Origin of the sequence: Flavobacterium sp. UBA5153 (genome assembly GCA_002413745.1) — a bacterium.
Lineage (GTDB): Bacteria > Bacteroidota > Bacteroidia > Flavobacteriales > Flavobacteriaceae > Flavobacterium.
Map to the genome: position 1 here is coordinate 56,968 of DHXP01000060.1, position 20,057 is coordinate 77,024.

The following is a 20,057-nucleotide window of genomic DNA, read 5'->3' on the forward strand; positions in this document are numbered from 1 at the left end:
ATCGCAAATGAGACTAGGTTCCAACCCAGAAAAGCAGGAAAAAAAAATAACAATTACTACACATCACCGAGTAGTGGTTGTAGTTTATATACCTAATGAGGAAGGATTTTACAAAGACTCTATCGATGTTTTTAAAATGTGTATCGACTCATTGGTGTCAACACTAAATTCTAAAGCGGCTTTGACTATTGTTAATAATGGTTCCTATAAAAAGGTGTCTGATTTTTTAAATTTATATCTAGAAGAAAAGAAAATAGACACCTTAGTTTCGCATAATACTAACATTGGGAAAATTGATGCCTTAATTGGTGCAGCAAGGGGGGCAAGAGAAAAATACATCACGCTTGCGGACTCGGATATTCTTTTTGTCAAGGGTTGGCAGGAAAAAGTAGAAGAAGTTTTTGCTGTTTTTCCTAACGTGGGTTCCGTATCACCCATCCCGGTTCGCAGAGGGTTGTATGCAGGAACAAGCTCTGTATTGAAGCATATATTACTTGGTAAAATCAAGTGCATGTTTATTCCCATCCCAGAAAACTTCGTGGGGTACAATAGATATTTAGAAAGTATCAATTGGGGTTTTGAAGACAAGGATAATAATGAATGGTCTGTTGTTGAAAAAAACGGGATTAGGGCGGTGATTGGCAGTGGACACCAAGTACTGACTATTGATAGGGACATTTTGTTTAAAACGACACCTTCAAACCCTTCATTTACATTGGTTGGAAATCTTTCAGAGCATAATTATGTTGATGTACCTATTGATAAAGCAGGGAAACTGAGATTGTCCACTTACAATAATTATGCTTTTCATATGGGGAATAAACTGGAAAGTTGGATGGTGGAGGCACAAGAAATTAATATTAAAACTATGGACAACAAGGAGAATTTTGGTGAAATAGTGTACCCATCTCCGGATTTATTTAATTCAAAAATAAAGGATAAATGGTATGGTTTAAAGAAAATGATCTTAAAGAAAATGTTTTCTTTTTTTATGGTCAAGAATTAATTAGCCATGACTGAAGCCTCTTTTTCCATCCTCATCACCACCAAAAATCGTAAAAATGATTTGGCTTTTACCTTGAATAAAATCAATTATCTCTTAAAAGATAATAATGTAGAATGCGTGGTTTTTGATGACGGTTCTACAGATGGTACTTTTGAGTATGTAAAGCAAAACTTCCCAAATATAAAACTTCAAAGAAACTCATTTTCAAAAGGTTATCTATTTTGCAGGAACAAAATGCTTAATGAAACCAAAGCAACTTATGCTATTTCCCTAGATGACGATGCTCATTTTGTTACCGAGAATCCATTGGAATCCATAAGAAAATATTTCGAGGAAAACACCAATTGCGGTTTGATTGCCTTGCGCATTTTTTGGGGATTACAAGAACCAAGTTCAATAGTTTCTATCGAAAAATCGCATCGGGTACAAGGATTTGTGGGTTGTGCTCACGCATGGAGAATGAGGGCCTGGCAAGACATCCCCAATTATCCAGAATGGTTTGTTTTTTATGGTGAGGAAGATTTTGCTTCCTGTCAATTGTTCAAAAAGAACTGGGAAGTTCATTACTTACCCGAAGTCTTGGTTCATCATAGGGTAGATGTTAAATCGAGAAAAAATAATGCCGATTATGTCATTCGATTGCGCAGATCCTTGCGTGCGGGTTGGTATTTGTTTTTCTTGTTTTATCCCATTCGTACCATTCCAAGAAAAATGGCCTATTCTATTTGGATACAATTCAAATTAAAGGTTTTTAAGGGAGATTTCAAGGCGTTGTACGCAACTGTATTAGCGCTGTTAGATTTAGTTTTTGCTTTTTCCAAAACAATAAAAAACAGTAATCGATTGTCACGCAAGGAATACGATGTCTATCAAAAATTAGAAGCCACAAGGATCTATTGGCAGCCAAAAAATAGTTAAAACATGAAACGAAAAATTATAGAAATTCTTCTGCCCTTAAACATTAATAATTATGTCAAAGCAATAAACAAATGAAAAATTTTTTAAAAAAAATGTTTGAATCTATTGGGTATAAAATTGCGAAAAAAAGTAAAATTTTGTTGCTTGATGAAGATCCATTTCTTGCAATCAAAAATAAATTAGTGGAGAATGATATTGTTTTTTTTGACGTAGGCGCAAATTTGGGTCAAACTATTAAAAAGATGTGTAATAATTATTCTGATGCAAAAATTTATGCTTTTGAGCCAAGCAAAAAATGTTTTGAATCTTTAAGAACGAATTTTGAAACTACTAATGTCAGTCTTCATAATTTGGCTATGGGTTCAAATTGTGGGGATTTTGAATTTAATGAATATTCTTGGAGTGCGTTAAATTCTTTTTTGAAGAGAGTTTATGGTAGTGCAAAAATTCTGGAAACCTATTTAGTTGAAGTTTTAACAATTGATGTATTTTGTAAAAATAACGCTATTTCATATATCAATTTATTGAAAACGGATACTGAGGGCTATGAACTTAACGTCTTGAAAGGAGCTTCTTCGATGATGGAACAAAATAGAATACAGTTTGTATATGTTGAAATATTTTTTAATGAAAATTATGTTGGGCAATCCTCCTTTGGGGATATCTATAATTTCCTGTTGGAAAACAGATTTGAATTAGTTCGGTTTTATGATGTTCTTTATACGGATGAAGGTTTGGCTTCAAAAACGGATGCATTATTCATTAATCGCAGTTTTGATAGTTATGAGTATAAGTAATTGCAAGTTGTTTTTATGTTCAAATTGAATAATTGTAAATTTATTATTATTTATGCCCAATTAGTTAATTAGAGTATGCCTTGTATTCTTAATTTTATAAAAGTACGTTGGAATATAGAAAAATAAGTATTTTTACCTTTTGTATAATTATAAGGATGAAAACAATAGCCATCATTCCCGCTCGCGGAGGTTCAAAACGGTTGCCCAACAAGAACATTCTTTTGTTGGGGGGGATTCCCTTGATTGCCCATAGTATTTTATATGCGAAGAAAAACAGTGCCATTATTGATGAAATCTATGTTTCGACCGATGATGAAGCTATCAAAAATATTGCCCTGCAATATGGAGCCAAAGTGGTTGACAGACCCGAAAGTTTGTCCGGTGATTTTGAACCCACTGTTTCGGCACTCCAACATGTTGTGGAATCATTGGATTTTGAGGTTGTAAATGTAATTTTATTGCAACCCACCAATCCGCTTCGACCCCAAAATTTATTGAAAGAAGCATTTGAAATTTATCAAAAAGGAAATTACGATAGCTTGTTTACCGTTTCAAAAAATCATCAAAAATTGGGGAAAATAGAACATAATAAATTTATCCCTTTTAATTACGAAATTGGGCAACGCAGCCAAGATTTACACCCGTTGTATTTTGAGAATGGATTATTGTATATTAGCAAAGCAAAATTGATTCTGCCTCTCGACTTAGCCTGTCCTGAGCGAAGCCGAAGGGCTCGAGGTGACAGTAAAATTATTTCGGAAAATGCCTATCCTTATGAAGTAGATTCTGTTTTTACCAATGTAGACATCGATACCCAAGAAGATTTAGATTATGCGGAGTATTTAATCGGTAAGCACAGTTCTTTTCCGTCATTATGAAAGGTGACGCAATGGGCTGTAAAAACCAAAATTAATCGGATAGTAGGGTCTAATTCCTCTCTTGAAACCCTTTTGGGTTCAACGACTCCAAAATTAAATATAGGATGGAGTTATTAGGGGCTAGGGGTATGTTATTTAAGTTTAAAATAGACAATTTAAATCATGGCTAGAAGAAAAATCATTCCCTACAATCCCAAGCTTAAAGAATTTGCGAGACAACTTCGCAATGATTCTACAAGAACCGAGATTTTCCTTTGGTTAAAGTTAAAAGGCAAACAAATGTATGGTTATGATTTTCACCGTCAAAAACCTATTGATAACTATATTTTAGATTTCTTCTGTTATGAATTGATGTTAGGGATAGAAGTGGATGGTTATTCGCATCAGTTTTTAGAAGTGTATAATAAAGATGGAGTGAAAGAAAAGCGAATGAATGAATTAGGGATTACCGTTTTACGATTTAGTGATGAACAAGTTTTGAAAGATATGGAGAATGTGTTGCGAGCTATTGAATTTTATGTTTATGAATATGAAAAACACACCCCTAACCCCTCTCAAGAAGGGAGTTGAGAAGTGGAATTTCGTAGATTTAAGATTTTTTTAGTTTTTTAACCCGTTTTCGAAACAAAATATAAATGATTTGCAGGGTAGATTCCCCTGTCATTGCGAAGAATGAAGCAATCAAGAGGGGAGTTAGAAATGCAAATAATTATACGTCTATAGCTGGATTATACAAGTTAATCCTAAAAGGATAATAGTAGCAGGGTCATATTCCCCTCTTGAAACCCTTTTGGGTTCAACGACTCCAAAATTAAATATAGGATGGAGTTATAGGGGCTAGGGGTGTGTCCTTTTAAATCGAATTAAGAAAAAATAACATGAATAACCCTTTTATAAAAATAGGAAATCGTTTTGTTGGCCCCGATTTCCCTCCCTTGGTCATTGCCGAAATCGGCATTAATCACGAAGGCTCTTTGGCTGTAGCCAAAGAAATGGTAGACGCTGCCCATCGGGCAGGAGTTGAGGTCGTGAAACACCAAACCCATATCGTGGAAGACGAAATGAGTGGTGCCGCCAAAAAAGTAATTCCCGGCAACTCCGATGTTTCCATCTATGAAATAATGGAACGTTGTGCACTTAATGAAACCGATGAACTGGAACTCAAAAAATATGTGGAGAGCAAAGGGATGATTTTCATTTCTACCCCTTTTTCTCGTGCTGCCGCAGAACGATTGCAAAAATTTGATGTTCCGGCTTACAAGATTGGTTCTGGCGAATGCAATAATTATCCCTTGCTGGAACACATTGCTTCCTTTGGTAAACCCGTTATTTTGAGTACGGGAATGAACACCATTGAAAGCATTCGCAAAGCCGTGGCCATTTTTGATAAACATAACGTTCCTGTGGCACTGTTGCATACCACTAATTTATATCCAACCCCCATTCCTCTAGTGCGTTTTGGCGCAATGATGGAAATGCACGATGACTTCCCAGATAAAGTTTTTGGTTTGTCGGATCATACCATGAATAACAATGCCTGTTTGGGTGCGGTGGCTTTGGGTGCCAGTATTCTGGAAAGACATTTCACGGACACTATGCTGCGAACAGGACCCGATATTGTGTGCAGTATGGATGAGCATGCCGCAAAAGAATTAATTATAAACTCCAATGAGATTTGGCAAATGCGTGGCGGAACAAAAGAACCTGCCAAAGAAGAGCAAGTTACCATCGATTTTGCTTTTGCCACGGTCTGTACTATTGCCGCTATCAAACAAGGGGAAACATTTACAAAAGACAATATCTGGGTGAAACGCCCCGGAACAGGGGAAATTCTGGCGGAGCATTTTAGTGAATTGATAGGGAAGAAAGCTAGTCGAAATGTTGAAAATGATGAGCAATTAAGGTGGGAGGATATTGAAAAATAAAGTATCTCTGATAGAAGCGTCTCGACTTTAGCCTGTCTTGAGTGAAGTCGAAAGGCTCGACGTGACAAACCTATAGATGTCTTAAGATAAATAATTTGTCAAATCGAGAAGTTTATACTGAGCGAAGTCGAAGTACAGTCGAGATTTTTGATGATGTAAAAGAAATGGTCTCGACTGCGCTCGACCTGACAAATAGTATTAGATAAGTAGCAAGGTTGTCAAATTGAGAAGTTTATACTGAGCGAAGTCGAAGTACAGTCGAGATTCATTATAAAAGAAATAATTGTTTAGACCTTGCTTGACGTGACAAAAATCACAGTTGTCACCTCGAGCCCTTCGTCAAGCCTAGGACAAGCTAAAAGTTGATTTTTGTATTCAAATTTCAATATTAAAGCGTCTCGACTGCGCTCGACGTGACAAAAAACACAGTTGACACATCGAGCTCTTCGTCAGGCTCAGGACAGGCTAAAATTTGAGATTTATGATGACTAATATAACATATCTCGACTGCACTAAACGTGATGAGATGCACGCATTGTCACCTCGAACAGTTTATACTGAGCGAAGTCGAAGTACAGTCGAGAGAAAGTAAAGTCAAGATTCAAATAAATGTTTTATGAAATTCTATTATGTTTATATTCTCAAATGCAATGATAATTCGCTATATGTCGGAATTACATCGGATATTGATAGACGTTTGATAGAACACAATGCAGGCAAATATCCAGAAGCTTATACCCATTCTCGAAGACCTGTGACATTAGCTTTTTATCAAGATTTTACGGAGCCTAATCAGGCAATTGAGTTTGAAAAGAAAATAAAAAAATGGAGCAGGGAGAAAAAACAGTGCTTAATAGACGAAAATTTCGATAAATTGCAAGACTTATCCGAATGTAGAAATGCGACACATCATAAATACAATCCAGATAATGAGATTGATTTATAGAGAGTTTCTTGAAGAAGAGTCTCGACTGCGCTCGACTTGACAAAGAGGATCGTACTGTCACATCGAGCCCTTCGTCAGGCTCAGGACAGGCTATAGTCGAGATGTCACTAAAAAAACAAAACATTTTGAGTTTAACCAGACGAAGAACTCGACATGACGTAATATTCAGTTGTCGCCTCAAGTTTTTCATCTTGAGCCTTTCGACTTCGCTCAAGACAGGCTAAAGTCGAGAGGGATTAATATATAAAAAGTGTCTCGACTGCGCTCGACATGACAATAAGAAAAAATTAGTTTTATACTTAAATGAAAAAAATACTATTCCTAACCGGAACACGCGCCGATTTCGGCAAAATAAAATCATTGATTCAAATTCTTGAAAAGCAAACAGGATTTGAAGTTTTTGTGTTCGTGACGGGTATGCACTTGCAGGAAGAATACGGTTACACCCTTATTGAAATCGAAAGATGTAATTTTAAAAACGTGCACACTTTTGAAAATCACACCCACGAAACCACCATGGATTTGACTTTGGCCAAAACCATCGAAGGACTTTCAGCTTACGTAAAGACGATAAGTCCAGACATGATAGTCGTTCATGGGGACAGAGTGGAAACATTGGCGGGTGCCATCGTGGGGTCGTTGAATAATATTTTAGTAGCTCACATCGAAGGAGGAGAAATTTCGGGTACTGTCGATGAATTGATTCGGCACAGTGTGAGTAAATTAAGCCACATTCATTTTGTTTCCAATGATCAGGCGGCCAAGCGATTGAAACAAATGGGAGAAATAAAATCCTCCATTTTTACCATTGGTTCTCCCGATATCGACATTATGTTCTCGGAGGAATTGCCCGGTTTGGAGAAAGTCAAGGACTATTACCAGATTCCTTTCGATAGCTATGCCATTGTCATGTTTCATCCGGTAACCACCGAGGCAAAAGAGATGCAGCAGTATGCCGATAATTTTATGGAGGCTTTATTGAATGACTCGCATAATTATGTTGTTATTTATCCCAACAATGATTTGGGGAGTCAATGTATCATTGATGGTTATAAAAAATTAAAAGACAATCCTCGATTCAGGGTTTTTCCGTCACTGCGCTTCGAATATTTCCTGACTTTGTTGAAAAATAGCCAGTTTATTATTGGGAATAGTAGTGCCGGAATTCGGGAGGCGCCTTATTATGGAATTCCAATTATTAATATTGGGACGCGGCAACAAAACAGGGCAATTGATGCAGATTGTATCAATGTGGATTATACTATTGAAAGTATCAATGTGGCTTTAAAAAATATAGATAGTCATCAAGTCAAAAAAACGAATCCTGATTTTGGTCAGGGAAACAGTGCCCAATTGTTTTTGGAATCGATAGGAAATCAAGATATTTGGACCATCAATCACCAGAAACAATTTAGAGACAGATAATGTTATTTAACGCCCTTCAATTCCTTTTGTTTTTACCGATTGTTTTTATGGTTTATTGGTGGGTGAACAAAAAAAGTTTGCAGCTCCAAAACCTTTTGTTGCTTGTGGCGAGTTATTTCTTTTATGGGTGTTGGGATTGGCGTTTTCTCTTCCTCTTGTTGTTTTCTACAGCCTTGGATTATTTTACGGCAATAAAAATGGTGGAAGCTAAAAATAAGGGCAATAAAATTTTTTGGTTTTGGTTGAGTATTATAGTGAATTTGGGTTTTCTGGGGGTGCTTAAATATTATAATTTCTTTGCCGATTCTTTTGCGGAAGCACTGTCTGGACTAGGAATTCAGACCAATTTTTGGACATTGAAAGTGATATTGCCAGTAGGAATTTCTTTTTACACGTTTCATGGATTATCCTATGTCATTGATATTTATAAAGGGAGAATACAACCCGAAAAAAATATAATTACCTACTCCCTTTTTGTGGCCTATTTTCCATTATTGGTAGCAGGACCTATCGAAAGAGCCACCCATTTATTGCCGCAAATAAGGAAGAGACGGTTTTTTGATTATAATACGGCAATTGATGGTGTGCATCAAATTATTTGGGGGTTGTTTAAAAAAGTGGTCATTGCCGATAATTGTGCCTTATATGTCAATGACATATTTGATAATTATCAGTCCATGAATTCATTGTCCCTGTTTTTGGGAGCTATCTATTTTTCCTTCCAGATTTACGGAGATTTTAGTGGTTACTCGGATATCGCCGTAGGAACTTCAAAATTATTTGGAATTGATTTGTTGCGGAATTTTAACTATCCTTGTTTTTCGAGGGATATAGCCGAGTTTTGGAGACGTTGGCACATTTCGTTGTCATCATGGTTTCGGGATTATTTATACATTCCGTTGGGAGGAAGTAAAGGTGGAATGTGGATGAAAATTCGAAATACCTTTATTATTTTCTTGGTAAGCGGGTTTTGGCATGGAGCCAACTGGACCTTTATTGTCTGGGGCGCATTGCATGCGGCGTATTTTCTACCGCTTTTGATAACCCAAAACAACAGAAATAATTTGGATAGTGTTGCAAGAGGGAAATCCTTGCCTACATTTAAAGAATTGGCGAGTATGGTATTCACTTTTAGTTTAACGACTTTTGCATGGATATTTTTTAGAGCTAAAACGGTCTCGGAAGCTTGTTCATATATAAAGAATATGTTCAGTTTTAATTTTAATGGAAAAATTCAGTTTTTAGATTTTGAACGGTATTCCATTGAATTACTTTTATTGTTGGGGTTATTTGTAGTTTTGGAATGGAATTCAAGAGAAAGAGAACATTTCATTTCAGGAAAATGGGTAACAGTTAAGGCAATACTGATACTTACAGCAATCTTGATTTTAGGCGCTTTTTCCAGTCCAAGTGATTTTATTTATTTCCAATTTTAGATGAAGAAATTTACCAGTTATATAGTTGGTGGCATAATGGTGATTCTAATGGTGATGTCGGTATTGGATGTGGTGTATACCAAAATATACGAGACTTCTTATCCCAGAACTAAATTTCAGTATTTGAGAAGTTTAAAAGACAAGGAAGTGGATTATATTTTTTTGGGTTCATCACGAGTAGAAAATGGAATTGTGCCTTCAGTAATACATGATAAGACAGATAAAGTAGCTATTAATCTAGGTTTTCAAGCAGCTAAATTAGGGGATATTTATACCGTTTTGCAATTAATCAAGGAATACAACATTCATTATGAAACCATATTAATTCAAGTGGATTATATTTACAACATTGAGGATGGACACTCCAATATTTTTGAATATGAAATGATTCCATTTGTTAGAGAGAATAACATTACTAGAAAATATTTGAATAGATTTGCTGAAAATCCTGTCGCTAATTATTACATCCCCTTTTACAGGTACTGTAACAATGATTTGAAACTGGGATTCAGGGAGGTTTTTACCAATATAATTCATAAAAAAAATAAAATAATTACAAATAAAGGATATGTTGCTTTGCAAGGAAACTCCATAAAATCAGAGGGGTCATTGCCTAATAAAATTCTAGATAAAAATTCAATTTTAGATAGCATCCAGTCTTTTTCAAAGCATAACAATATGAATGTTGTGTTTTATTGTGCACCGTTTTGCAATAATAACAAGAACCAGAATTTTATGTCAAAATTGAAGAAAAAAATTCCCGGATTCAAAGATTTTTCGCGTGCACTCAATGACGATACGATGTTTATGAATTGTAATCATTTGAATGATAGCGGGGCAAAAAGATTTACGGAAATCCTTACGGAGGAATTATTGATGAATTAAATGAATAAGGAAATAATTTTTTGAATTTCAATAGTTGAATAAACAAAAAAAGAGTATTTTGTATAAATGAAAAAACTAGGAATAGTAATAACGGACGGCGTTGGTTTCAGAAATTTCATAATGAGTGATTTCATAAGGGAAGCCACAAAGCAGTTTGATGCGATTACAATCTATTCAGGTCTGCCTCTATCTGCATTTCATACGGTTCCACAATCCCATATAGTTATTAAAGAATTGGATGTTTTTGTGGAAGGAAAATTGACGTGGTTTTTCAGAAAGTGGAAGGAAGTGGCACATTTGCAAAAACACCAGTCTTTTTATGGAATGAAAGATAATTTGGTTTCAGGTTATCCCACAACTAATTCGGTTAGATCGTTATTAGTCAAAAGTATTTATTTTTTCACCCATTTTATTCATTCAGATACCAGTATTTTGTTTGCTGAAAAATTACAGTTTTTATCGGTTTCCAATAATAAAATTACCAAATCCTATATTCAATTGCTCCAAGAGGACAAGCCAACCCATGTTTTTTTTACGCATCAACGACCACCTTATGTCGCACCATTTTTGTATGCTGCCCAAAAAATGAAAATACCGGTGAGCACCTTTATTTTTAGTTGGGACAATCTGGCTTCAAAAGGAAGGATGTTAGGTGCATTTGATTATTTCTTGGTTTGGAGTCATTTGATGAAAGTCGAATTGTTGTATTTTTACCCAAATGTTCCAACCGAAAAGGTAAAAGTGGTGGGAACACCTCAGTTTGAACCGTATGTAATGCCAAAATATGAAACTACGGCCGAAGACTTTTACAAGAAATTCCATCTGGATGACAATGTGAAAACTATTTGTTACAGCTGTGCCGATGTTTCGATTGGTCAAAATGACCCCGTCGTCATCAAGGCAATTGCCAATGCCATCAGAAATAAAAGCATTACAACTGAAGTGCAATTGATTGTGAGAACGTCTCCCGCCGAAGATGATTCTAGGTTCAAAGCCGTTAAAGAAGAATTTCTAGAGATAATTTGGAATGTTCCAAAATGGATTTTGACTCGAGAAAATCACGCCGAAAACTGGTCGCAACGTATTCCTAGCGAAGAAGATATTACGAATTTACGGTCGCTGTTGGAAAATGTCGATTTGAATATCAATATGTGTTCGACGATGAGTTTAGATTTTATGTTGTTTGACACCCCTGTAATCAATACCGTTTTTGGTAATCCGGAAAATGGTTTGTACAATGATCAACGGTTTTTAATGTATGATCATTTTAAAAAAGTGGTCGATAGCCAATCCGTGACCATTGCGAAAAATAAGGAAGAATTAATGGTTCAAATTGATGCCGCTTTGAGCAATCCGAAGGAGAGAACCAAACAAAGAAAAGCGATGATTGATTTACAGATAAGCGAACCATTATTAGGCACAAGCAAAAGAATTGCCACTACATTATCCCATTTTAATGACTAAACAAAAGAAAATAGCCATCGTATGCAGTTATGCGCTCCATCCCAACCGCATTGGCGGTATGGATCGTTTTTGGGTGGCGTATGACACGAAAGCTAAAGATTTGGGCTACGAAGTGGATTGGTATTTTGTGGATTACCAACCGTTTGATTTCTTCTCGGGACTGACTATTTTTAGCGCTAATAATCAAAATGTGGAGCAATTTTTCTTGGAAAAAGTGAATCAGGAAAACATAAAATACGATATTTTAGTCACGCATTTTGTGGCTTTGTGTACCGGTTTTTTCAAAAAGGCTAAAGCTTCCGGCATTCGACATATCATTGCGGTGGATCATAATCCAAGACCGCTGGAAGGCTTTCCGATTTCAAAAATCATAAAAAATAAAATCAAGGGCGTTTTGTATTCCCGCTATATCGACCAGTTTGTCGGGGTCTCCGAATACACCCGAAATCACATTCTCAAGGATTACGGTTCTTTTCTTGCCAAGAAAACCAACATTATTTATAATGGGATTGCTACCTCGGTTTTCGTAAAACGTAAAAATGTTACTATTTCAAGTTTCGACCCCCAGTCATTGCGAGTCCCGAAAGCTTTCAGGACGAAGCAATCTTTTGGAGAGATCCCGATAGCTATCGGGGGGGGTGAGGAAAACAAATTCATCGTTACCTCCCACTTGCGCCATTCTAAAGGAATTCAGGATTTGATAAAAGCAGTTTCAATTTTAGAAAATGACATAAAAAATCAAATACAAATTGACGTTTATGGGGAAGGTCCATATGAAATTGAGTTAAGAAGATTAGCCAATGAATTTAATCTTGTCACGATTGTTAATTTTAAAGGGAGTTCTTCTAAACTAAATGAACTTTATGCCTCATATTCTTATTTGATTCAGCCTTCTTATGGCGAAACATTTTGTTATTCTATTGTTGAAAGTTTAGTATGTAACGTTCCTGTAATTACCACGCACGAAGCTGGAAATGTTCTTTCCGTGATTGAAGAAAATAAAAATGGATTTCTTTTTAATGCTGGAAACTATAATCAGCTTGCGGCAATTATAAAAAATATCGTTTTAGGTAAACTTAAAATTGACAAAGATGTCAGCGTACAAATTGATGCCGATTTTAATTTAGAAAAAATGGTTGATGAACATATACAGTTATTAAATTGAAAACAAATTCAAAACACACCCCCTTCCGATAGCTATCGGAAGGGGTGTGTAAAAAACATATAAAAAATACAGTAATATATAAAAATAATGAAAATTGCCTTTTTAACTCCTGAATACCCACACCCAAAAACCGGAAGTTCTGGAGGCATTGGCACGAGCATCAAGAACTTGGCAATTGGACTTTTGCAACAAGGTCACTCGATTCGGGTTTTGGTGTATGGACAAAAAGAAGACGCCGTTTTTGAGGATGATGGTATAACCGTTCAGCAAATACGAAATGTAAAATTCAAGGGATTGTCCTGGTTTTTGACTCGAAAAAAAATAGAAAAAATCATCAATCAATTGTATGAAAATAAGGAAATCGATTTGGTCGAAGCGCCTGATTGGACAGGAATAACGTCTTTTATTCAGCCCCAAAAATGCCCAATCATAATACGGCTTAACGGTTCCGACACTTATTTTTGTCATTTGGATCGTCGCCCCGTAAAATGGATCAATAAATTCCACGAAAAAAGGGCATTGCAAAAGGCAGATGCACTGCTTTCGGTAAGCCAGTTTACGGCCGATAGGACCAACGAAGTTTTTGGATTGAATAAAGAATTCACTATCATTCCAAATTCAATAGACAGCTCTTCTTTTACTATTGGCAAAGTAATTCCCCCTTCGGGGGCTAGGGGGCTTTTGTATTTTGGGACTCTAATCCGTAAAAAAGGATTACTCGAATTGCCGCTTATTTTTAATGAGCTGATCAAAACAATGCCCGAGGCTAAACTCGTTTTGGTGGGCAAGGATGTACCTGATATCGTTTCTGGAAATACTTCGACTTGGCAAATGATGCAATCTTTGTTTACCAATGAAGCGTTGCAGAATGTAAGTTATTTGGGAAGCGTCCCTTATGCCGAAATACGAAAGCAAATTGAACAAGCTTCAATTTGCGTTTTTCCCTCTTTTGCTGAAGCACTGCCCGTTTCTTGGCTCGAAGCAATGGCGATGCAAAAACCCATCGTGGCATCCAACATTGGTTGGGCTACCGAAATGATTGAGGAGGGTAAAGATGGATTTTTGGTGCATCCAACACATCATAAAGAGTATGCAAATAGTATTGTTCAGTTATTGGAGAATACCGAATTGCAAAAACGATTTGGAATAGCGGCCAGAAAAAAAATAGAAGAGAAATTTAGTACGGAAGTTGTGGCGAAGCTAAGCTTGTTGTTTTATGAATCTTTAGTAGATAAGTTTTGATAGTAGTATACCATTTTAAGAACAGAATTACAGAAGTAATTTTAAACCTAAATCAAAAAATTAAATTTGAAGTTAATGATCCTATTGCTTTAGGTTTGCAAAAACTAGCCCTAGCATTTCCGGATAAAAAAATAGTTTGGTGTCATGTCAATTTAAAAGAGCAGTTGAATGTTTCGGAAATGGATAAATTGTTCCATCATAAAAAACTATTGGTTTCTTACAACCCTTCCAATACCCCTTTTATAGATAAAGCAATTGGCTATGTTGAGGAATCTCCCTTTATCAAAATAAATAAAAAAGTACCCTATCCCACTTGGCAAATGAGCAGTGGGGTCGGAGGGATTCACTCTGCGGTTGTATTGGCTTTAAAAGATGAAATTGCTTTCGAGAAAGATTTTGATTATTTTTTATGCTCCTTGGCAAAGTTGGGGATGCGAAAGGGATTGTTATGTTATTCAGAACCACGACTTTTAAAACAGAATCTGGATATTTCTTCAACAAAAACAAGCAAGTTTACTCTTTTTCGTTTCGTGAAACAGCATTATAAAACGCGATGGGTGTTTTTGTTGTTGTTGAACTTGATGTTGTACGAAAGGAAATTGCCAGTAGCCCCTTTTATTTTTTCGCTTTTTTATAAGAATAGAAGTAAGGCAAATATTAACCTGGATACTATCAAGGTGCAATCATCAAGGAAAACTATTGATAAAGCCACCGTGGATGTCATTATCCCGACCATTGGGAGAAAAAGTTATCTGTATGATGTGTTATGCGATTTACGCAATCAAACTCATTTGTCCAAAAATGTGATTATAGTGGAGCAGAATCCTGACGAAGGAAGCGAATCGGAATTGGATTATTTAACCAATGAAATTTGGCCATTCACGATAAAACATACCTTTACCCATCAGGCAGGTGCCTGCAATGCAAGAAATGTTGCGTTGGAACAAATAAACAGCGAATGGATTTTCTTTGCCGATGATGATATTCGAATCGAGAATGATTTTTTACTAAAAATAGTAGAAAGCATCGATAAATTAGGAGTAAAAGCTGTTTCAATGAGTTGTTTGCAAAAAAATGAAAAACCAGTTTATAAAACTATTTTTCAATGGCCAAGTTTCGGTTCGGGTTGTAGTTTTGTGTTCGCTGACAACTTGAAGAAGTGTAAATTCAAGATGGGTTATGAATTTGGCTTTGGGGAAGACGGTGATTTTGGAATGCAATTGCGCAATCAAGGTTGCGATGTCTTGTATTTGCCAGAACCCGAAATACTCCATTTGAAAGCGCCTATGGGTGGTTTCAGGACAAAACCCGTGTTGCAATGGCAAAACGACGGCATCCAGCCTAAACCGTCGCCGACGATAATGCTGTACCAAATTTCACATCAGACACAAGAACAAATTTGGGGCTATAAAATCATCTTGTTTTTCAAGTATTATAAATACCAAAAGACACGAAATCCAATCAGGTATTTTATAAATTATAGAAATCAATGGGAAAGAAGTGTTTTCTGGGCCAATACATTAAAGAAACAAAATGAAGTTTAGTCTAATCATTTGCACTTATATGCGTCCCCAACCCTTGCTCCAATTGTTGCTCCCGAAAGCTTTCGGGACGGTTCAGGGACAAACGCTCTATCCCTATGAAATTCTGATCATTGACGGTTCAACGAATACGGAAACAGAATTGGTTCTAAAATAAAATCAATTCCGAAACTTGCATTATTTTGCTGTTCCACCCGAGCATCGTGGCCTGACCAAACAAAGAAACTAGTTTTTTTATTTTTAAAACGGTCTATATCCGTGAAAGTATTTTTGTAAATTTGTAGTTCTATTTCTTGTCATTAAGATAGTTAACCTAACAAATAATTAATTTTATGAATAGTTTACACTTAAATATTAATCTTGATTTTCAACAATTACTTGATATTGTAAAACAATTGTCTCCATCCGAAAAATTAAAGCTCAATGATTTTATTTGGAACGATACCATGGATATTCCTATGGAACATCAAAAGTTGGTTTTTGACAGAATGCAAAATAGTAAAGTGAACCCGGAAAGTATGTTGGATTGGGATGAAGCTTCGAAAACACTTACTTCTTAAAAAGTGAAGTTTAAACTTAAAATTGAGCAAAACGCTTTACAGGATATTCAAGGAATTACAGATTGGTATACTATTCAATTACAAAATTTAGGATCTCGCTTTCAAAAACAAGCCAAATTCACCATAAATTCACTTAAAACGAATCCTCACAATTATGCTGTTCGATATACAGAGGTACATTGTGTAGGTATAAAAAAATTTCCCTTTCTAGTACATTACACAATAGATGACGAAGCTTTGATAGTTTCAATTTTCGCTATTTTGCACACAAGTAGAAACCCTAAAATATGGGAAATGAGAAAAAACATTTAAGTATTTTTAATTCGCATGAATACTTTAAACCAGTCAGTTTATTTTTTTTTGTGGAGTAAGCCCGATAGTTACCGGGAGGAACAAAAAAGTATCGAGAACCTACTTTTTTAATAGTATCATCATTTCTTCACTTCTTTTTATTTGCTAATTTCTATATTTACTATTCAATACCATCTAGTATGAAATTCTCCCTCATCATTTGTACCTATATGCGTCCTAAGCCCTTGCTGGAATTGTTGCTCCCGAAAGCTTTCGGGACGGTTCTGGGTCAAACGGTCTGTCCTGATGAAATCCTTATTATTGATGGCTCGACCAACAAGGAAACGGAAATGATTTTAAAAGAGAATCATTTCGAGAACTTGCACTATTTTTTGGTGCCGCCCGAGCATCGGGGTTTGACCAGACAAAGAAATTACGGAATTGAACGAGTGGGGAATGAAATGGAGATTGTTTGTTTCCTTGATGATGATACGGTTCTGGAAGTTGATTATTTCGAGCAATTACTAAAAACCTACGAAATCCATCCTGAAGCCTTGGGGGTTGGCGGTTATATTGTGAACGAGTCCCAATGCGAATTTGTGGGATATGATTACCAAGCCAAAATAGACGAATATTATTATGACGGTTGGAAACGAAAGGAGGGCAGTCGCTTCCTACTCCGAAAAAGATTGGGTCTAGACAGTGATTGTCCGCCAGGTTTTTCGCCAACTTTTTCACACGGAAGAAGCGTTGGCTTCTTGCCGCCAAGCGGAAAAACTTACGAAGTGGAACAATTGATGGGAGGGGTTTCCTCTTTCAAAAAATCAGTTTTCAATACCTTGCAATTTTCGACTTATTTTGAAGGCTACGGTCTGTATGAAGATGCCGATTTTACCTTGAGACTGGCCAAAACAGGAAAATTATATGTGAATACGGCGGCCAAGTTAGGTCATTTTCATAATCCTTCCGGAAGACCCAACCAATACCAATACGGCGTAATGGTGGTACGGAATGGTTGGTACGTATGGAGAATCAAGAATCCAAAACCTGTATTAAAGTCGAAACTAAAATGGCATTCCATCACGATACTCTTGACTTTGATACGATTTTCCAATACATTTACCACAACCAACAGAAAACAAGCTTTTACGGAAGCTATGGGGCGAACCGTGGGTTGGTTGAGTTTACTGTTGAATAAGCCAAAAATAAATAGTTTAAATAAAATATGAAGAGAATAATTGATTTTGTTGCCAAACATCCTGTTATTATTACGGCTTTAGTATGTTTCATATTTTATTTTCTTCCCTTCAAGCCGAAACCTTTCGGAGATGGCGAATACCACGAAGGAACCATTCAATTGATTCAATTTGTATTGAATGGTTTTCAGGGAGATGTTAGGGTTGACAAAGGGTTGTTTACCTTGTTTTATTATTTTGTCCCCTATTCGTTTGCCTATGTTTTTCATAATGCTGCCGTCTATTATCTTTTCGGAATTGTTTTTAATTCGATAATGACCTGCTTAGCAATCAAATATTTATTTGCTTCTTTTGACTTGATGGGCTTTTCTAAAAAATCAAAGTTTTGGTCTATAATAATCTTGACTTTATTTCCCATTCATGTGTATTATTGTATGGGGATTTTAGCCGAAGCAGGTTCCTTTTTGTCCGTTTGCCTAATTGTTTATGTATGGATAAAAATAGTCACTTTAAAATCGCGTTCCAAAACTGATTTTATGCTCTTGGCATTTGCTGTTGTTATGCTTGTTGGCTTTCGACCCAATTTATTGCCATTCGCGTTCCTTTTTTTAATTTATTTCTTGGCACTAAAAACGGACTTACAACATAAACTCATTTTTGCAGGTTCGTTAGGTGTATTGATGTTATTTCTAATGTTTACAGAGAAGGGTTTGAGTAATAATGATGGGGAGTTTAAAAAAAATGAATTTAGGAAACAACTGCTTTGGTCCAGATTTGAATTGCGGGACGAACCCTTCAACTGGTTGCCACAGCATGGTCATGACGGATTTGAGTCTTCGGATTACCTCCATAATTTGGCAAAGAGAAAGGAGCTGGATTCTATCTGCGATGCCAATAAACTGGATAAAACAGTTTATTACATCAATTGGGTAAAGAATGACATCATTCATAATCCTGTATTAACGGTACGCCAATACACTTTAAAATTCTTTCAATCCCAAAGTTTTATCATTTCGCCATTGATGAAATCCAATAAAAGCAATTGGGTTAAATATGGAATCCATATTTATATTAACGGCATCAATTATATGTTGATTTTCTTTTCAATAATGGCAATAATTATTGTGTTGAGAAAAAAAGAATACATTATTGTGTTTCCGTTGTTATTGTTATGGGGCTGGAGTTTGCTTTATGTTTTTATTTTTCATTCAGAGCAGCGGTATATGTTCCCGGTTAGACCCGCCTTGATTTTTTTATTTGCTTATTATGTGAATTATTATTTTGATAAGAAGTCGCCTCTTAAAGAAGTTTCTTAAAAAAGAATTTTTTTGAATAGGCAATGCAAATTTATCAATAAAGGAATGGAATTGTAATTCCCAAGCAATCTACTCTCTGCCACTAGCTCCTGCTACCTGAAATCTGTCCTCTTAAATGTCCTTATATTCCTTATTGGATTAATTAAAATTAGTTTTTTAATTTGTTGTGCATCCAACAAAACAAAACCCCGCCATTCCAGCGAGGTTCCTCAATCCTTTACAAAAAATCCTAAATCCTAAATCGTAAATCTGCAACCCGAAAGGATTACATTCCTAATATCTTCTTTAAAATAGCGGTGTCGATTGTGTTGTATTCACTTTTGTTGTAGATAGAACCGAAAACCAAATTAGTGTCATTAATTGAAATTATGGTTTCGTGTGTAATTATCCGCCCGCCGCCGCTGGAGCCTTTTCCTTTAGATTTTATGGCTATTTTTATTTTTTTAAAGCCGTCGCCCAAATCTGTTGCCAGCATTAATTCTTTGTCAATGTTATCTAGTAATTTTTGTAAATCTGCTTTTAAAGAAGGATATTTTTTTAAGAGTGGCTTTGCTTCTCTCTTAAAATTATCGTGCAAAATTACATTATATCTCATCTAAAAAAGATTGTAGTGTTTGCCCTCTCTTTTTTCCTGAAGACAATTCTTTCATTTCAAGAGCTGTTTTTTTTAATCTGTTTAAATAGGTTTCTTCTTTTAAGCTTAATGCAGGTTTGCCTATACGGATTGGAGTTTCTAGAAACTCTACATAAGGTAAAGTCTTCGCATACTCTATAAACATTTTTGCCTGTTTGCTGTTTTCTTTTATTTTTATAGTTACCATGGCTATAGATTTTGAATCTCAAATATACAAAAATTGTACCATACTTGTGCAATACTATTTTTGAAGATTTCTGCAGCATGCTTACATTTCTTTAAACCTGTTTTTTTAATATTGGGAGTGAAATTGTTTTTAGGTTTATTGCTGCGCTTAAGTCTGCTCAACGAAGTCTCTCTGTCAATGCAATCAGCCGTCTGCAATCTTATACCATTCGTTAATATGTTTTAGTCCAATCGTTCTGGTATAAT

At 35.8% G+C, this 20,057-nt stretch carries 21 protein-coding genes; 19 read left to right on the plus strand and 2 right to left on the minus strand.

All coding sequences use genetic code 11. The annotated features are described in order from the left end of the window. The first annotated feature begins 7 nt into the window (after positions 1-7). The 19 genes from B2145_RS11980 (at position 8) to B2145_RS12065 (ending at position 18,991) form a co-directional block, all read left to right on the plus strand. Positions 8-1,006 (plus strand): glycosyltransferase family A protein, encoded by a 999-nt coding sequence (locus tag B2145_RS11980; protein ID WP_291102535.1) that lies wholly within the window; start codon positions 8-10, stop codon positions 1,004-1,006. A 6-nt stretch (positions 1,007-1,012) separates the two neighbouring features. Next, the gene (locus B2145_RS11985) at positions 1,013-1,924 is read left to right on the plus strand and encodes a glycosyltransferase (RefSeq protein WP_291102538.1); all 912 of its coding nucleotides are present in this window, start codon (positions 1,013-1,015) and stop codon (positions 1,922-1,924) included. A 71-nt stretch (positions 1,925-1,995) separates the two neighbouring features. After that, positions 1,996-2,721, plus strand: coding sequence for an FkbM family methyltransferase (locus B2145_RS11990; RefSeq protein ID WP_291102539.1), 726 nt, complete (start codon positions 1,996-1,998; stop codon positions 2,719-2,721). Between the two features lie 155 nt (positions 2,722-2,876). Next, the gene (locus B2145_RS11995; RefSeq protein WP_291102542.1) at positions 2,877-3,599 is read left to right on the plus strand and encodes a cytidylyltransferase domain-containing protein; all 723 of its coding nucleotides are present in this window, start codon (positions 2,877-2,879) and stop codon (positions 3,597-3,599) included. Between the two features lie 162 nt (positions 3,600-3,761). After that, the gene (locus tag B2145_RS12000; protein ID WP_291102545.1) at positions 3,762-4,169 is read left to right on the plus strand and encodes an endonuclease domain-containing protein; all 408 of its coding nucleotides are present in this window, start codon (positions 3,762-3,764) and stop codon (positions 4,167-4,169) included. A 308-nt stretch (positions 4,170-4,477) separates the two neighbouring features. Next, the gene (locus tag B2145_RS12005) at positions 4,478-5,524 is read left to right on the plus strand and encodes an N-acetylneuraminate synthase family protein (RefSeq protein ID WP_291102547.1); all 1,047 of its coding nucleotides are present in this window, start codon (positions 4,478-4,480) and stop codon (positions 5,522-5,524) included. A gap of 616 nt (positions 5,525-6,140) precedes the next feature. Next, positions 6,141-6,470 carry a GIY-YIG nuclease family protein gene (locus B2145_RS12010; protein ID WP_291102549.1) on the plus strand — a complete coding sequence of 110 codons (330 nt, stop codon included), beginning with the start codon at positions 6,141-6,143 and terminating at the stop codon, positions 6,468-6,470. 303 nt (positions 6,471-6,773) lie between these two features. Continuing rightward, the gene (gene neuC, locus B2145_RS12015) at positions 6,774-7,895 is read left to right on the plus strand and encodes a UDP-N-acetylglucosamine 2-epimerase (protein ID WP_291102551.1); all 1,122 of its coding nucleotides are present in this window, start codon (positions 6,774-6,776) and stop codon (positions 7,893-7,895) included. Further along, positions 7,895-9,331 (plus strand): MBOAT family O-acyltransferase, encoded by a 1,437-nt coding sequence (locus B2145_RS12020; RefSeq protein ID WP_291102554.1) that lies wholly within the window; start codon positions 7,895-7,897, stop codon positions 9,329-9,331. The genes neuC and B2145_RS12020 overlap by 1 nt, the downstream gene beginning before the upstream one ends. After that, positions 9,332-10,216, plus strand: a complete 885-nt coding sequence (locus tag B2145_RS12025; RefSeq protein WP_291102556.1) for a hypothetical protein — start codon at positions 9,332-9,334, stop codon at positions 10,214-10,216. Between the two features lie 66 nt (positions 10,217-10,282). Then, on the plus strand, positions 10,283-11,680 hold the full coding sequence (locus B2145_RS12030) for a hypothetical protein (RefSeq protein ID WP_291102559.1): 1,398 nt from the start codon (positions 10,283-10,285) through the stop codon (positions 11,678-11,680). Continuing rightward, a complete protein-coding gene (locus B2145_RS12035) occupies positions 11,673-12,845 on the plus strand; it encodes a glycosyltransferase family 4 protein (RefSeq protein ID WP_291102560.1) in 1,173 nt (390 codons plus the stop codon). Before B2145_RS12030 ends, B2145_RS12035 begins: the two co-directional genes overlap by 8 nt. An 87-nt stretch (positions 12,846-12,932) precedes the next feature. Beyond that, positions 12,933-14,087, plus strand: coding sequence for a glycosyltransferase family 4 protein (locus B2145_RS12040; protein ID WP_291102562.1), 1,155 nt, complete (start codon positions 12,933-12,935; stop codon positions 14,085-14,087). Continuing rightward, entirely contained in the window at positions 14,084-15,631 is a 1,548-nt protein-coding gene (locus tag B2145_RS12045) for a glycosyltransferase family 2 protein (RefSeq protein WP_291102565.1), read from the plus strand. The genes B2145_RS12040 and B2145_RS12045 overlap by 4 nt, the downstream gene beginning before the upstream one ends. Beyond that, a complete protein-coding gene (locus tag B2145_RS12050) occupies positions 15,621-15,785 on the plus strand; it encodes a hypothetical protein (protein ID WP_349677731.1) in 165 nt (54 codons plus the stop codon). Before B2145_RS12045 ends, B2145_RS12050 begins: the two co-directional genes overlap by 11 nt. A 175-nt stretch (positions 15,786-15,960) precedes the next feature. Then, positions 15,961-16,188 (plus strand): addiction module protein, encoded by a 228-nt coding sequence (locus B2145_RS12055; protein ID WP_291102567.1) that lies wholly within the window; start codon positions 15,961-15,963, stop codon positions 16,186-16,188. 3 nt (positions 16,189-16,191) lie between these two features. Continuing rightward, a complete protein-coding gene (locus tag B2145_RS17735; protein WP_291123299.1) occupies positions 16,192-16,500 on the plus strand; it encodes a type II toxin-antitoxin system RelE/ParE family toxin in 309 nt (102 codons plus the stop codon). 179 nt (positions 16,501-16,679) lie between these two features. Next, complete coding sequence (locus B2145_RS12060; protein ID WP_291102569.1) at positions 16,680-17,708, plus strand: glycosyltransferase family 2 protein; 1,029 nt, start codon at positions 16,680-16,682, stop codon at positions 17,706-17,708. Beyond that, on the plus strand, positions 17,705-18,991 hold the full coding sequence (locus B2145_RS12065; protein WP_291102571.1) for a hypothetical protein: 1,287 nt from the start codon (positions 17,705-17,707) through the stop codon (positions 18,989-18,991). Before B2145_RS12060 ends, B2145_RS12065 begins: the two co-directional genes overlap by 4 nt. A gap of 265 nt (positions 18,992-19,256) precedes the next feature. Here B2145_RS12065 and B2145_RS12070 read toward each other — a convergent pair whose 3' ends face one another. Further along, on the minus strand, positions 19,257-19,586 hold the full coding sequence (locus B2145_RS12070; protein ID WP_291102573.1) for a toxin: 330 nt from the start codon (positions 19,584-19,586) through the stop codon (positions 19,257-19,259). Continuing rightward, positions 19,576-19,812 carry a hypothetical protein gene (locus tag B2145_RS12075; protein WP_291102575.1) on the minus strand — a complete coding sequence of 79 codons (237 nt, stop codon included), beginning with the start codon at positions 19,810-19,812 and terminating at the stop codon, positions 19,576-19,578. The genes B2145_RS12070 and B2145_RS12075 overlap by 11 nt, the downstream gene beginning before the upstream one ends. Positions 19,813-20,057 lie beyond the last annotated feature (245 nt).